Here is a 14,807-nt window from a genome sequence, read left to right as displayed (position 1 = left end):
GGCCGTTTAGGAGTCGCATCCATGGGCAAGTCCATCGCCAGCCGTTTCGACAATATCGATATCGCGAAGAGCACCCTGCGTGCCGTCATCATCAACGATGACGAGCTGACGCTGGAGATGGATTTCTGCCTCGAGCCCGACCACTCCGACTACGAGGCGCCGGGCGCCGACGAGGAGTGCTGCTGGCACCCGGGCCTCCTGAAGTTCGCCGGGATCACCAAGCTCCAGCTCGACCGCCGCGAGGTCGAGCAGGGCGAAGCGATGCAACGTCGCTTCGCCATCGAGAAATTCAACATCGAGGGCACGAAGTTCGACATGGAATGCGAGTGGGGCGACATCCACCTTGCAGCCCGTTCGATCCGCGTCCTCACCGAGTAAGAGACTGAAATGGCCGCAATTTCCGGACTGATCCGCGTGATGGAGAAAGCCGCGCGCAAGGCGGGTGGCCGCCTGCGCCGCGACTTCGGCGAAATCGAACACCTGCAGGTGAGCCGCAAGGGCCCTGCCGACTTCGTGTCGAAGGCCGACATGCGCGCCGAGCGCACGATCTATGACGAGCTGCTTGCCGCGCGCCCCGACTGGGGCTTCGAAATGGAAGAAGCCGGCACGATCGACGGCGCCGACGGCGCGCCGCGCTGGATCGTCGACCCGCTCGACGGCACCAGCAACTTCCTCCACGGCATCCCGCACTTCGCGATCAGCATCGCGGTCCAAGAGCGCAAGCTCGGCAGCGACGACTGGGGCGATGTGACCGCTGCCGTCGTCTACAATCCCGTAACCGACGAGACCTTCTGGGCGGAAAAGAGCCGCGGCGCATGGCTGCATGACGGCCGCCTGCGCGTCTCCTCGCGCCGCAATCCCTCCGAAGCGCTGATCGCAACGGGCATTCCGTTTGCCGGCCATGGCGACTTCGCCGAATGGTCGAAGATCTACGGCGCCATCGGCCCCAATGTCGCAGGCATCCGCCGCTTCGGCGCGGCCTCGCTCGACCTCGCATGGCTCGCAGCCGGCCGCTTCGACGGATTCTGGGAAAGCGGCCTCAACGACTGGGACACGGCTGCCGGCTGCCTGATCGTGCGCGAAGCGGGCGGTTTCGTCTCCGACTACCGCGGACGTTCGCAGCCGATCCACTCCAAGCAGGTGCTCGCAGCGAACGACGCGCTGCATTCCAAGCTGCACAAATTGCTCGCGAATGCGCTGAAAGCTTGATGCGTAACAGGAGCGCGGCTAGTTCCCGCGCTCCAACACGTGCCTCCGTGGCGGAATTGGTAGACGCGCTCGACTCAAAATCGAGTTTCTTACGAAGTGCCGGTTCGAGTCCGGCCGGGGGTACCACTCTTTCTTCCAGTCCCGTGTAACCTTTCGCGCGCCCTTTCGAATTGGGTCGCAAAAGCGCATGCTGCGCTTCACGATTTACAGGGGACTGACCATGACCGATCGCGGCCTTACCAAGGGCCTTGCTGCCGTGCTTCTTGTGACGGTGGCGAGTCAGATATTCTACATCGCTGTCGTTTCGGGCTCCGAGAACGAGATGCTTCGCCCGCTGACCTGGTTCACCGAGCTCTTCGCCTTCTCGATTTCGGCAATCTTCGCCCACGCTCTGGCCGTGCGCCGCCCTGTCGAGGCGGCGCTGTGGTCCACGATTGCGCTCGCCGGTGTGCTGAACGTGATCCAGGTCGGCATGGGCCTGTCGATGTTCGCTCCCGCAATGGAAGCGCGCGAGGCGGTGCCGCAGCTGTTCGCGGCGATCCTTTCAGGTGCGTTCTTCTTCTATTTCCTCGCCAAGCTCCTGCTCGGCGGCGCTGCCCTGGTGCTCGGATTCTCGGCTCTCTCTGCCGAGGGTGCGCTCGCAAAGGGCGCCGGCGGACTGGCCGCTCTGGCGGGGCTGGCCGCGATCGGCCTGTCGCTCGCAGCGATGGTGGATTCGGAAAGCTGGACCTTCCCGGCAGGCGCCGCGGGTACTGCCGTGACGGCTCTCCTGGCGCTGGTCCTGCTGGTCAGGCCGCAGCCAGAGGTGACGCGGGCGGCCTGAAAACCGCTTGTAATTCCGCGGTAGGGGTGTGATCTAGCCCCCAGGATGATCGGGATCCCGTCCTATCACGCGATGGCGGCCATGGCCGTGACAGTCGCAATGTTCGTCGCCTTCGCGCGCGGGCGAATGTCCATCGAAATCATTTCGCTGCTCACCATCGCGGTCATCGCGGTGGGGCTCTACTTTTTCCCGCTCGAAGGCCAGTCGCCGACCGATGGTCTCGCAATCGCATTCGGCGGTTTCGGCCACTACGCGCTCATCACGATATGCGCGCTGATGATCCTCGGTCGCGGCCTGATCGTGACCGGGGCGCTCGATCCGGCGGCCCGCTTCCTCGAGCGGATGTTCAAGTTCAATCTCCAGCTCGGCCTGTTGTTCTCGCTCTTCATCGCCTTTGCGCTGTCGATGTTCGTCAACAACACGCCCGTGCTGGTGCTGCTGATCCCGATCTTCGTCACGCTGGCGGCGCGCGGTGCGCTGCCGGCCTCGAAGACGCTGATGCCGCTCAATGCCGCCTCGCTGATCGGCGGGTTGGCGACCACTATCGGCACCTCGACCAATATCCTCGTCGTCTCGATCGCGGTCGACCTCGGCATGCCGATGATGAGCGTGTTCCACTTCACGCCCATCGTGCTCGGCGCTGCGCTGATCGCGCTGCCCTATATCTGGCTGGTGATGCCCAAGATGCTCGCCGACAACCGCGTCGAGCTGCAGCACAACCAGCGCCGTTTCTTCACCCGCCTGCGCGTGACCGAAAACAGCCTGATGAACGGCCGCGAGCTGTCCCAGATCGCGCCGCGCCTTCCCTCGGGCATCGAGTTCCACGATGTGAAGCCCGGGCTGTTCCGGCCCGGTCAGCGGATCAAGGTCTCCGGCACCCACGAGGCCATCGAGGAAGCGATCCAGGTCATGCGCGGCGAGGCTGCGCCCAGCTGGGTGCTCGAGCGTATCAAGCGCGCGCACAACGAGACGGGCGATGACATCGAGGTGGTCGAAATGACTGTCACCGCCGACAGCCGCCTGATCAACCGGACGCTGCCGACTTCGGGCATCGCCGACCTCTACGGCGTGGCCGTGGTAGGCATCCATCGCCCCGATACGCTGATCGGCCAGAAGGACCAGTACAGCGACGTCGGCGACATCCGCATGCGTGAAGGCGACGTGCTGCTGGTCATGGGTATCCAGAAGGATCTCGAGGCATTCGCCACCGCCGACAGCCTGCTACAGCTCGAAGGCCGCCGCGAGCTGCCGCGTCGTTCCAAGGCGCTGCTTGCAGCCGCGATCATGGGCGTTTCGGTCCTGCTCGCATCGATCGGCGTCCTGCCCATCGCCATCGCCGCGCTTGGCGGTGCGATCCTGATGTTCGTCACCGGCTGCGTGAAGTTCGACCGGGTGGGAAGGGCCCTGTCCGCGCAAGTCATCGTGCTGGTGGCGGCCAGTATCGCGATAGGCCGCATCATCGATGAAAGCGGTGCAGCGGCCTGGCTCGGCGAGCTGCTATCCTACGGCCTTCAGTTCCTCTCGCCCGCGCTCGTGCTCGCGGCGATCATGGTCTTCGTGACCATCCTCACCAACTTTGCTTCCAACGCGACCGCCGCAACTGTCGGTACGCCGATCGCCTTTGCTGTTGCAGCGCAGCTCGGCCTCCCGCCCGAGCCGCTGGTGCTGGCGGTGCTGTTCGGCTGCAACCTCTCCTATGCAACGCCGATCGCCTACCAGACGAATATGCTGATCATGGCCGAGGGCGACTACCAGTTCGGTGACTATGTGAAGACCGGCGTGCCATTGGTCCTGATCATGGTCACGGCGCTATCGGTGGGCCTCGTGCTCACCTACGGCCTCTGACTTTCCTAATCGCGCAGGCTCTGCCAGTCTTCGCGCCAGATCGAGATGTTCGGGCACGGCCAGGGAATTTTGCTCCAGGACCGTGTTCCATGTGTTCCAAGCTGAGGGGGTAGCCCAGACAATGTCCAACTTGCGTCCAACACTGCTCGCAGCCGCCGCGGCCGCGCTGACTTTCGCCACGCCCGCACAGGCAAACGACCTGCGCGCGAGCCTCGAAGAGGACATGCCCGGCCTGATGGAGCTCTACCGCGATCTCCACGCAAATCCGGAGCTGAGCTTCGAGGAACACCAGACCGCTGCCAAGCTCGCCAAGCGTATGCGCGACCTCGGCTTCGAGGTGACCGAGGGTGTCGGCCAGACCGGTGTCGTCTCGGTGATGAAGAACGGCGACGGGCCGGTGGTGATGCTGCGCGCCGACATGGACGGGCTTCCCGTCATCGAGCAGACGGGGCTTCCCTATGCGAGCAAGGTCACCGCAACGCCAGCGAGCGGAGTGACGACGGGCGTGATGCATGCCTGCGGCCACGATACGCACATGGCAGGCTTCATCGGTGCCGCGCAGCTCCTTGCCGAGCGCAAGGACGAGTGGTCGGGCACGCTGGTGATGATCCTGCAGCCGGCGGAGGAACTGGGGCTGGGCGCGATCGCCATGATCGAGGACGGTCTCTACGAGCGCTTCCCGAAGCCCGAATACGTGCTCGCCTTCCATGATGCCGCCGCGCCCGCTCCTGCTGGCACCATCGGCTATACGCCGGGCTATGCGCTCGCCAATGTCGACAGCGTCGACATCACGGTGAAGGGCATCGGCGGCCACGGCGCCTACCCGCACACCACGATCGATCCGGTGGTGCTCGCGAGCGGTATCGTGATGAAGCTTCAGACGGTTGTGAGCCGTAATTCCTCGCCGCTCGATCCGGCGGTGATCACGGTGGGCAGCTTCCACGCGGGCGCAAAGCACAACATCATCTCGGACGAGGCCAAGCTGCAGCTGACGGTGCGCAGCTACTCCGACGAGAGCCGCAAGCAGCTTCTCGACGGCATTCGCCGCGTGGCGCGCGGCGAGGCGATCACGGCGGGTCTGCCAGAGGACATGCTGCCGGTGGTGACGGTCGAGGATCCCTATACGCCCTCGACCTACAATGATCCCGATTTCAGCGAGGAACGCGCCGCCGCCTTCCGCAGCCGCTTCGGCGATGGCCGTGTGATGCAATGGCCTGCCGTGATGGGGGGCGAAGACTTCAGCCAGTTCCGCCGTGCAGACCCTGAAGGCGTGAAGAGCATGATCTTCTGGATCAGCGGCACGCCCGCCGAAATGCTCACCGCGCTTCAGGAAGAGGGCAAACCGCTACCCTCGCTCCACTCGCCATTCTGGGCGCCCGATGCCGAGGCGGTGGTCAGGACCGGCGCCGAGGCGCTTGCGAGCTCAGCGCTCGACCTGATGCCTGCCAAGGGCGGATAAATTGACGGCCGCCGCAGCATTGGGGGTGCTGCGACGGCCGTTTCTCCTCCCCAGGAGAACTGTTGATCGGGTGGTATCGTTTAGCCGTCCGAGGGCACATAGGTGCCAAGGCGGTGGTGAAGGGCGTTGATCTTCGCCAGCTCCTCACGGTCTTCCGTCTGGCGCGCGTAGCTCGTCAGGGCCGTGCGCAAGAGGCGGAAATCTGCAGTCGAGAACAGCGCACGGGCGCGTCCCGGCTCGGTCTTCGGATTGTCTTCGGTCATCGTAGTCATCCTTCCTCTCCTTACGCCGCTGCGAACTGGTTCATGGTGTTGTCCTTGCCGCCGGCCTTGAGGGCCGCTTCACCGGCAAAGTATTCCTTGTGATCGTCACCGATGTCCGAACCGGCCATGTTCTGGTGCTTCACGCAGGCGATACCCTGGCGGATTTCCTCGCGCTGCACGTTCTTGACGTAACCGAGCATCGCCTGGTCGCCGAAGTATTCCTTGGCGAGGTTGTCGGTGCTCAGCGCAGCCGTGTGATAGGTCGGCAGCGTGATGAGGTGGTGGAAGATACCGGCACGCTTCGCGGCATCGGCCTGGAAGGTGCGGATCTTCTCGTCGGCTTCGGCGGCGAGTTCGGTGCCGTCGTAGTCGATGCTCATCAGCTTGGCGCGGTCGTAACCCGACAGGTCCTTGCCTTCCTTCTCCCACGCATCGAAAATCTGCTGGCGGAAGTTGAGCGTCCAGTTGAAGCTGGGCGAGTTGTTGTAGACCAGCTTCGCGTTCGGGATCACCTCGCGGACACGGTCGACCATGCCGGCGATCTGTTCGACATGCGGCTTCTCGGTCTCGATCCACAGCAGGTCGGCGCCGTTCTGGAGCGCGGTGATGCAGTCCAGCACGCAGCGGTCTTCACCCGTTCCGGCGCGGAACTGGTAGAGATTGCTGGGCAGGCGCTTGGGCGCCATCAGCTTGCCGTCGCGGCTGATGAAGACCTGGCCATTGGTGATGTCGGCCGGATCGACTTCGTCGCAATCGAGGAAGCTGTTGTACTGGTCGCCGAGGTCACCCGGCTCCTTCGAAAAGGCGATCTGCTTGGTCAGGCCTGCGCCGAGGCTGTCGGTGCGGGCGACGATGATGCCGTCGGGAACGCCCAGTTCGAGGAAAGCATAGCGGATCGCGCGGATCTTCTGGAGGAAGTCCTCGTGCGGAACGGTAACCTTGCCGTCCTGGTGACCGCACTGCTTTTCGTCCGACACCTGGTTCTCGATCTGCAGCGCGCATGCGCCGGCCTCGATCATCTTCTTGGCGAGCAGGTAGGTCGCCTCGGCATTGCCGAAGCCTGCATCGATATCGGCGATGATCGGCACGACATGCGTCTGATGCTCGTCGATTTCCTTCAGCAGGCGGTGCGTGTTGACCGCGTCGCCATTGGCCTTGGCTTCGTCGAGCTCGCGGAACAGTCCGCCCAGTTCACGTGCGTCGGCCTGCTTGAGGAAGGTGTAGAGCTCCTCGATCAGTGCCGGGACGCTCGTCTTCTCGTGCATCGACTGGTCGGGCAGGGGGCCGAATTCGCTGCGCAGCGCGGCAACCATCCAGCCCGAGAGGTAGAGGTAACGGCGCTTGGTGCTGCCGAAATGCTTCTTGATCGAGATCATCTTCTGCTGAGCGATGAACCCGTGCCAGCAACCGAGCGACTGCGTGTAGTTCGCAGGGTCCTTGTCGTAGGCTTCCATGTCCTCGCGCATGATCTTCGCAGTGTAGCGCGCGATGTCGAGCCCGGTGGGGAAGCGGTTCTGGACAGCCATGCGAGCGGCGCTGGCAGCGTCGATCGCGCCCCAGGGTGCACCGTTCTCGGCGATGGTTTCGCCCATCTTCGCGATGTGGCTCTGGTAGGTCATGGGTATTCTCCTGTCCGTGATTGGCGTGTGCCTCACGAAGAGTAATGCGCATGAAGCGGCGATTCGGGTATGAAATTTGACAAAATATCTTGTCTAAACACGCGTTATCGGCATAGTTGGCTTGTAAACATGTAAAGGAATTTACAAATGGCCGACGATGCATTGCGCGCCGGACCAGCCATCAGAAGGCTGCGCAAACGCGAAAACCTGACCCAGGCGGCCATGGCATCGCGCCTTTCGATTTCGCCGAGCTACCTCAACCTGATCGAGCGGAACCAGCGCCCGGTGAGCGCGCGCGTCGTGATGGCGCTGGTCGAGCAGTTCGATTTCGATCCGCGCAGCATGCGGGAGGACGAGGCGATTGGCGGGCTGGACGGGCTCGCACGCCGCTTTGCCGACGAACGTTTTGCCGATCTCGCCATCGACCGCGAGGAACTGGACGAATTCCTTTCGACCTCGCCCCAGGCCGCTGCCGCCTTTGCGCGTCTCTACGACAATGCCGGTCCTGCGGGGGAGACCTATCAGGATCCGCTCGATGCCTCGCGCCGCGAGATCGAGCGCTGGCGCAACCATTTCGCGGATCTCGACCGGGAGGCCGAGGAACTTGCCGACGAAATGCGCCTCTCGCGCGGGGACATCGGGCTGGCCCTGACTGAGCGGCTACGCGAACGCCACCAGCTCTCCGTCCGCATCCTCCCTCGCGAGGTTCTGCCCGATAGCCTCAGCCGTCTCGACCTGCATGCGCGCCAGGTGCAGCTGTCCGAAATGCTCGGACCGGCGTCGCGCAATTTCCAGCTCGCTCTCAAGATCGCGCAGCTCGAAAAGGTGGACGAGATCATGTCGATCGCCCAGGGCGCCAAGTTCGATGACGAGGCGGCGCGTGCGCTCTTCAAGCGCCATCTCGACGGCTATTTCGCTGCGGCTCTCTTGATGCCCTACAGCAGGTTTCTGCGCGCCTGCGATGCCACCGGCTACGACCTGCCGGTACTCGAACGCCGCTTTTCCGTCAGTTTCGAACAGCTGGCCCATCGCCTCACCACTCTCCAGCGGGTCGGACAGCGCGGACTGCCGTTCTTCATGGTGCGGCTCGACCGCGCAGGGCAATTTTCCAAGAGCTTCATGGGCGCAAGCACCGCGCGCTTTGCCGGGGAAGAGGTTTCGTGCCCGCTCTGGGACGCGCACCGCGCATTCGAGCGTGCCGGCGAACTGGTTGTCCAGTATGTCAGCCTCGACGATGCCGGGGAGGGGCAGGGCGGCTGGCTTACGATGATGCGAAGCGTCGAGGGCAGCGGTGCGCCGGGTGATGCCCGTTTCGTCGTGGCCGTAGGCGTGGAAGCCGTTCTCGCGACCGAGCTTGCACAGGCACGAGGCCTTTCGCTGAGGCCGGCAGATGCGCAGCGCATCGGACCGGGCTGTATGCGCTGCTATCGGGAGGGCTGTCCGCAGCGCTCGCTACCGCCAAGGGGGCGCAAGCTGCACTTCGACCGCATGCGCAGGGGCACGTCGCCGTTCGAGTTCGGCGAACGCCAGGGCTAGCCCGTTAACCCTCTTTCCGGGGAACCCGCATCGCTATCGCCGCGTTTTCGCCACATTCCAGGGTCCAGCAAAGGAATTAGCGATGACCGAAGAACGCATTACCGAAACGACCGACAGTGCGGGTAACACCCACACGACCCACACCGTCGTGACCGACGGCGGTGGCACGAAGAGCAACAGCACCCCTTGGGGCCTGATCATCATCCTGATCGTCCTCGCAATCGGTGCTTTCGTTATCTTTTCGCAGATGAGCGATGCGGAAGTTGCCAAGGACAATGCCGTCGCCGACGCCGCCAATGAAGTCGGCGAAGCGGCCGGCCAGGTGGGTGACGCTGCCGAAAGTGCCGGCGAAGCGGTGCAGGACGCGGTCGAGAACTGATCCAATCCAAAAAGAGCAGAGTGTCAGGAAAGGCGACGCTTCCCTAGGAACGCGTCGCCTTTTCTATGCCGGAATGCTGTAAAATTTACCGACAGTTCACCCTTTCTGCGTAGGTCATGTTCACTGCGATCAGGAAGGATTGTCGTAAATGGACTGGGCAGGCACGCTCGCCTACGTATTTTACTCGCTCGGCGCGATTGTCTGCGTGCTTGCCGCTGCGTGGATTGCACGCGCGGGTGCGGAGGACCGGACCGATCGCTGGGCAGGGGCTGCTGCCCTCGCATTGACCGCCAACTGGTGCTTCGCAGCAGCAAGCTTCCCGCCGCAGCACATCATCGTCCAGTTCACCGAGATCGCTGCAAATCTCGGCTGGATATTCGTCCTATTCCGTCTCTTCGCGAACGACGGACGGGATGAGGATCTGAAAATCATCCGTCCGGCGGTATTCTCGCTGGGCTTCGTCGAGTGCCTGCAAGTCGCGCTGATCGTCATCCAGCTGCGCTTCTCGCTGACGCCCGAGCTGGCCCAGCTGGTCATCAGCACTTCCGCCATTTTCCGGGTACTCGTTGCGATCGGCGCGCTGGTGCTGCTGCACAACCTCTACGTCGGCGCATCGCCTTCCTCGCGCCGCATGCTGCGCTGGAACTGCGCTGCGCTTGCCGGCCTCTGGGCATTCAGCCTCAACTACCACTTCATCGCGTTCCTCGCCGAGTCCTATCCGCTCGAGATCTTCGCCCTGCGCGGCCTGGCTGCTGCAGTGATTGCCGTGCCCTTCGCCACCGGCTTTGCGACCAAGGCTGCGGGCCTCAGCTTCAGCCCCTCGCGCGCCGTCACTTTCCGCTTCCTGTCGCTGCTGGTGATCGGCGCATACATGCTGCTCATGCTGGCCATCGCCAGCTGGCTCGATGTCCTTGCCGGCAATGCCGCCCGCCTGACGCAGGTCGGGCTGGTGATCGCGGCCGGCGCGCTCGCGCTGATCTGGCTGCCTTCGGAGAAGCTTCGCGGCTGGCTCCGGGTGACTGCGATCAAGCACCTCTTCAAGCACCGCTATGACTACCGCAACGAGTGGATCCGCTTCACTCACACGATCGGCCGGGGCGGCATGGAGGATTCAAGCCTGCAGCAGCGCGCCATCAAGGCGATGGCCGATATCACCGATAGTCCCTCCGGCCTGCTGCTGACCGGTGACGAGGACGGTGTCCTGCAACTCGCCGCGCACTGGCGCTGGCCGCAGCTGCCCGTGCCGAACGATGCGATCCCGGCGGAACTCAGCGCCATCATGGAGCGCGAGCATCTCATCCTCGATTTCGACGAGGTGCGAGAGGGCACCGAATATCATGGCGAGATCGCACTCGTGCCCGAATGGTTGCGCGAGGAACCGCGGGCCTGGGCTGCCGTGCCGCTGCTCCATTTCGAGCGGCTTGTCGGTATCATCGTGCTCGCCCGCCCGCTGCACCCGCGCAAGCTCGACTGGGAGGATTTCGACCTCCTCGGTATCGTCGGCCAGCAGCTCGCCAGCTACCTTGCCGAGCAGGCCGGGCAGGAAGCGCTTTCGGAAGCGTCCCGCTTCGACGAATTCAACCGGCGGATGGCCTTCGTCATGCACGACATCAAGAATCTGTCGAGCCAGATGTCGCTGCTGTTGCGCAATGCAGAGAAGCACGCCGACAAGCCAGATTTCCGCAAGGACATGCTGGTCACGCTGAGGAACAGCGCGGACAAGCTCAACATGATGCTCGCAAGGCTCGGTCGCTACGGATCGAATTCGAGCGAAAAGGCGCAGGATTTCGACCTCGGCGTGGTCGCGCGCACGGTCGTCGAGCGGACCTCGCGCAATCACCGTGTCGATCTGCTGCGGCACGAACCGGTGATGGTCTCGGGCCAGTCGGAGGCTCTTGAGCAGGCGCTCACGCATCTCGTGCAGAATGCCATCGAGGCGAGCGAGAAGGACTCGCCGATCATGGTCGAGATTTCCTCGGACGGACTTTCGGGCACGATCCAGGTCGTCGACAGCGGCAGGGGCATGAGCCCCAGTTTCGTGCGCAACAGCCTGTTCAAGCCATTCGTCTCCTCGAAGGAGGGCGGATTCGGCATCGGTGCCTTCGAAGCGCGCGAAATGATCCGCGCTATGGGCGGCAGGCTCGACGTGGAGTCGCGTGAAGGCCTTGGAACGCGATTCCTGATCAAGCTGCCGCTCAAATCCGCGCAGCAGTTCCTCTCCGGAGCGCAGCAAACCGACAAGATAAGGAAGGGCGCCTGATGGCAGATGCAAAACCCAAGCTGCTGATCGTCGAGGACGACGAAGGCCTGCAGGCCCAGCTCAAATGGGCCTATGACGATTACGAGGTCGTGATCGCGGGCAACCGCGACCAGGCGCTTGCCGCGCTGCGGGCCGACGAGCCCGCTGTGGTGACGCTCGACCTCGGCCTCCCGCCCGATCCCGACGGGACGAGCGAAGGTTTCGCCGTGCTCGATGCGATCATGGAGATGAAGCCCGACACCAAGGTCGTCGTGGCTTCGGGCCATGGAGCCCGCGAGAGCGCGCTCAAGGCGATCGAACGCGGCGCCTATGATTTCTACCAGAAGCCGGTCGATATCGAGCAACTCGGCCTGATCGTCGAACGCGCATTCAAGCTGAGCAAGATCGAGAGCGAGAACCGGTCGCTCTCGGAGAAGGTCGGCGAAGACCAGACCGTGCTCGGCACGATGATCACGGCAGCGCCCGAAATGGCGAAGGTCGCCCGCACGATCGAGCGCGTGGCGCCGACCAATGTCTCGGTCATGCTTCTCGGCGCGAGCGGAACCGGCAAGGAACTGCTCGCCAAGGGCCTCCACGATTCCAGCGATCGCCGGCACGGGGCGTTCGTTGCCATCAACTGTGCGGCGATCCCCGAGAACCTGCTCGAAAGCGAGCTCTTCGGTCACGAGAAGGGCGCCTTCACGGGCGCTGTGAAGACCACCGAGGGCAAGATCGAGATGGCCAAAGGCGGCACGCTCTTCCTCGACGAGGTGGGTGATATCCCGCTGCCGCTTCAAGTGAAGCTGCTGCGCTTCCTGCAAGAGCGCGTGATCGAGCGGATCGGCGGACGCAAAGCGATCCCGGTCGATACGCGTATCGTTTGCGCGACGCACCAGGACCTCGAAGGCATGATTGGCGAGGGCACATTCCGCGAGGACCTCTTCTACCGCCTCGCCGAAGTGGTCGTGAAGATACCCAGCCTGTCCGAACGGCCGGGAGACAGCGTGCTCCTGGCAAAGCATTTCCTCGCCCGTTTCGCGAAGGAAATGAACCCGCAGGTGAAGGGGTTTGCGCCCGATGCGCTGGCAGCAATCGACAGTTGGAACTGGCCGGGCAACGTGCGCGAGCTCGAAAACCGGGTGAAGCGGGCCGTCATCATGGCCGACGGCAAACTCGTCGGTGCGGAGGATCTCGACCTTGGCGATGGCGAAGAGGAGGATGCGAAGGCGCTCAACCTCAAGCAGGCGCGCGAGGCGGCCGATCGCCGGATGATCCGCCAGGCAATGGCGCGCAGCCAGGGCAACATCTCGATGACTGCAAAGCTGCTCGGGATCAGCCGTCCGACGCTTTACGACCTGCTCAAGCAGTACGACCTGCAGGCCACCTAGGGCGCGACAAGCGCAGTTCTGCCCGTTAGGGCTAGGCCATGGCGTTTCGCACGATCCTCGCCGACCCGATGCTGCGCCTGCTTGCGGCGGCGGTCGTGCTTGCCGCTGTCCTGCCTATTCCATCCGCGCAATCGGCCAGCGCGCAGACGATCGCCAATGTCGGCATCTTCGTGCTCTTCCTTCTCAACGGCATGAGGGTTTCGCGCTCGGAGATCGGGCGCGGCCTGCTTAACTGGCGCTTCATCCTGCCGATGGTGCTGTGGGTCTTCGGCGCCATGGCACTTGCAGGGCTTGGCCTGAGCAAGCTGCTGGCGATCGGCCTGCCACCCTTGGTCGCGGTCGGCTTCCTCTATCTCGGAGTGCTGCCGTCCACGGTCCAGTCGGCGACATCATACACGACGCTGGCGGACGGCAATGTCGGCCTGTCGGTCATCTCGGCAGCGCTGCTCAACATCCTCGGGGTCTTCGTGTCGGTGCCGATCTTCCTCCTGCTCGGCGGTACGGGCGAGGGTGCAGTGGGAATGGAAACGATCGAGCGGATCGCCCTGATCCTGCTCCTGCCATTCGTGACTGGGCAATTGGTGCAGGAATGGACCGGCGGCTGGGTGGCCCGGCACAAGTCGCGGGTGGTCTGGCTCGACCGGCTGGTCATTGCCCTGGCAGTCTACGTCGCATTCTCGGGCGCGGTCGAGCAGGGGATTTGGGGCAAGCTCGATCCCGCAGCATGGGGGCTGATCGCTGTCGGCATCGCGCTATTCCTTGCAGTCGGCAACGCCGGTGCATGGCTGGTCTCGGGAGCGCTACGCTTGCCGAGGCGTGACCGGATCGCGTTCCTCTTCGCCGGTGCGCAGAAGAGTGCCGCCGTTGGCGTGCCGCTCGCCACGATCCTGTTCGCGCGCGAGGCGGCAGGATTCATCGTCCTGCCGCTGCTGCTCTACCATTTCTTCCAGCTCGTGCTTGCGGCACCGCTGGCTAGTCGGCTGGCGTCTCCGCATCTTCGGGATGACGCTTGTTATACCGGACCGACCACCAGAAGCTGAGACCGATGAGAATGGCCCCGATGAGGCCGGTTATGGTCTCGGGGATGTGGAATTTGGCCGACATCAGCATGATCGCGCCCAGCACGATAATCGCCCAGAACGCGCCGTGTTCGAGGAAACGGTAAGCAGCCAGCGTGCCCTTGCGCACGAGGTGGATGGTCATCGAACGCACGAACATCGCACCGATCGACAGGCCAAGCGCGATGACGATCATATTGTTCGACAGCGCGAAGGCCCCGATGACGCCGTCGAAGCTGAAGCTGGCGTCTAGCACGTTGAGGTAGAGGAACCCGCCAAGGCCGCTGCGCACTGCTGCGCCGGCCAGCTTCTGCTTCTCCTCGTGGATCTCGAGAATGGTGTTTATGCCCTCCACCGCGATGAAAGTCACGAGGCCGAGGATACCTGCGATGATGAAAGTGAGTGCCTCGGCCGGCTCCAGCAAGGAGGAGATGCCCCAGAGCACCAGCAGCAGGATCGCGATTTCGGCGGCAGGAAGCGCGGCGAACTTGGTCAGGTTCTTCTCGACAACGTCAATCCAGTGAATGTCCTTGTCGAGGTCGAAAAAGAACTTGAGACCAACCATTGCAAGGAAGGCTCCGCCGAACCCCGCAATGCCGACATGCGCGCTCGAGACGATACGCTCGTATTCGGCCGGGTCGTTGAGCGAGAGGTTGACCGTTTCGACCGGTCCCAGCCCCGCTGCAATCGCAACGATGGCGAGCGGAAACACGATGCGCATGCCGAAGACTGCAAAGGCGATGCCCCAGGTGAGGAAGCGGCGTTGCCAGACCTCGTCCATTTCTTTCAGCACCGAGGCATTGACCACGGCATTGTCGAAGCTAAGCGATATTTCGAGCACCGAAAGCACCACCACGATCCACAGCAGGGAAGCCGTGCCTGTAACCGTGCCGGTGCTCTCCCAACCGTACCAGAAGGCAAGGCCGAGGCAGAACAGGGTGAAAATCAGCGAGAAGCCGTAAAAGCGCCAAAGCGTTTGCATGGTTTCG

The 14,807-nt window shown here is 63.5% G+C and carries 13 protein-coding genes and 1 tRNA gene; 11 read left to right on the top strand and 3 right to left on the bottom strand.

What is annotated here, in order from left to right:
• Positions 1 to 21 precede the first annotated feature (21 nt).
• The 6 genes from K3163_RS09455 (at position 22) to K3163_RS09430 (ending at position 5,336) form a co-directional block, all read left to right on the top strand.
• The gene (locus K3163_RS09455; protein WP_221554044.1) at positions 22 to 378 is read left to right on the top strand and encodes a hypothetical protein; all 357 of its coding nucleotides are present in this window, start codon (positions 22 to 24) and stop codon (positions 376 to 378) included.
• A 9-nt stretch (positions 379 to 387) separates the two neighbouring features.
• Entirely contained in the window at positions 388 to 1,209 is an 822-nt protein-coding gene (locus K3163_RS09450; RefSeq protein WP_221428145.1) for an inositol monophosphatase family protein, read from the top strand.
• A gap of 41 nt (positions 1,210 to 1,250) precedes the next feature.
• Positions 1,251 to 1,335, top strand: a tRNA-Leu gene (locus K3163_RS09445).
• A 61-nt stretch (positions 1,336 to 1,396) separates the two neighbouring features.
• A complete protein-coding gene (locus tag K3163_RS09440; protein ID WP_221554043.1) occupies positions 1,397 to 2,032 on the top strand; it encodes a thiamine biosynthesis protein ThiC in 636 nt (211 codons plus the stop codon).
• Positions 2,033 to 2,077: 45 nt separating this feature from the next.
• Positions 2,078 to 3,877 carry an SLC13 family permease gene (locus tag K3163_RS09435; RefSeq protein ID WP_221554042.1) on the top strand — a complete coding sequence of 600 codons (1,800 nt, stop codon included), beginning with the start codon at positions 2,078 to 2,080 and terminating at the stop codon, positions 3,875 to 3,877.
• 121 nt (positions 3,878 to 3,998) lie between these two features.
• On the top strand, positions 3,999 to 5,336 hold the full coding sequence (locus K3163_RS09430; RefSeq protein WP_221554041.1) for an amidohydrolase: 1,338 nt from the start codon (positions 3,999 to 4,001) through the stop codon (positions 5,334 to 5,336).
• Between the two features lie 80 nt (positions 5,337 to 5,416).
• On the opposite strand, the gene K3163_RS09425 is transcribed toward K3163_RS09430, so the two are convergent.
• Positions 5,417 to 5,599 (bottom strand): hypothetical protein, encoded by a 183-nt coding sequence (locus K3163_RS09425; protein ID WP_221429562.1) that lies wholly within the window; start codon positions 5,597 to 5,599, stop codon positions 5,417 to 5,419.
• 20 nt (positions 5,600 to 5,619) lie between these two features.
• Complete coding sequence (locus K3163_RS09420; protein ID WP_221428149.1) at positions 5,620 to 7,218, bottom strand: isocitrate lyase; 1,599 nt, start codon at positions 7,216 to 7,218, stop codon at positions 5,620 to 5,622.
• A gap of 147 nt (positions 7,219 to 7,365) precedes the next feature.
• On the opposite strand from K3163_RS09420, the gene K3163_RS09415 reads away from it, so the two are divergent.
• The 5 genes from K3163_RS09415 to K3163_RS09395 all read left to right on the top strand — a co-directional run bounded on the left by K3163_RS09415 (position 7,366) and on the right by K3163_RS09395 (position 13,800).
• Positions 7,366 to 8,754: a helix-turn-helix domain-containing protein gene (locus K3163_RS09415; RefSeq protein ID WP_221554040.1), complete on the top strand. Its 1,389-nt coding sequence runs from the start codon at positions 7,366 to 7,368 to the stop codon at positions 8,752 to 8,754.
• Between the two features lie 82 nt (positions 8,755 to 8,836).
• Positions 8,837 to 9,133, top strand: a complete 297-nt coding sequence (locus K3163_RS09410; RefSeq protein ID WP_221554039.1) for a hypothetical protein — start codon at positions 8,837 to 8,839, stop codon at positions 9,131 to 9,133.
• A 148-nt stretch (positions 9,134 to 9,281) separates the two neighbouring features.
• Positions 9,282 to 11,393: an XrtA/PEP-CTERM system histidine kinase PrsK gene (prsK, locus tag K3163_RS09405; RefSeq protein ID WP_221554038.1), complete on the top strand. Its 2,112-nt coding sequence runs from the start codon at positions 9,282 to 9,284 to the stop codon at positions 11,391 to 11,393.
• The gene (gene prsR, locus K3163_RS09400; protein ID WP_221554037.1) at positions 11,393 to 12,760 is read left to right on the top strand and encodes a PEP-CTERM-box response regulator transcription factor; all 1,368 of its coding nucleotides are present in this window, start codon (positions 11,393 to 11,395) and stop codon (positions 12,758 to 12,760) included. The genes prsK and prsR overlap by 1 nt, the downstream gene beginning before the upstream one ends.
• Before the next feature lie 38 nt (positions 12,761 to 12,798).
• Positions 12,799 to 13,800 carry a bile acid:sodium symporter family protein gene (locus K3163_RS09395; protein WP_221554036.1) on the top strand — a complete coding sequence of 334 codons (1,002 nt, stop codon included), beginning with the start codon at positions 12,799 to 12,801 and terminating at the stop codon, positions 13,798 to 13,800.
• Here K3163_RS09395 and K3163_RS09390 read toward each other — a convergent pair.
• Positions 13,733 to 14,800: a DUF475 domain-containing protein gene (locus K3163_RS09390; RefSeq protein ID WP_221428155.1), complete on the bottom strand. Its 1,068-nt coding sequence runs from the start codon at positions 14,798 to 14,800 to the stop codon at positions 13,733 to 13,735. The genes K3163_RS09395 and K3163_RS09390 overlap by 68 nt on opposite strands.
• Between the last annotated feature and the right edge of the window lie 7 nt (positions 14,801 to 14,807).

Source organism: Qipengyuania xiapuensis (assembly GCF_019711395.1).
Taxonomy (GTDB): Bacteria; Pseudomonadota; Alphaproteobacteria; order Sphingomonadales; family Sphingomonadaceae; genus Qipengyuania; species Qipengyuania xiapuensis.
The sequence above is the reverse complement of the archived record's forward strand: the minus strand, read 5'-3'. Positions and strand labels throughout refer to the sequence as shown.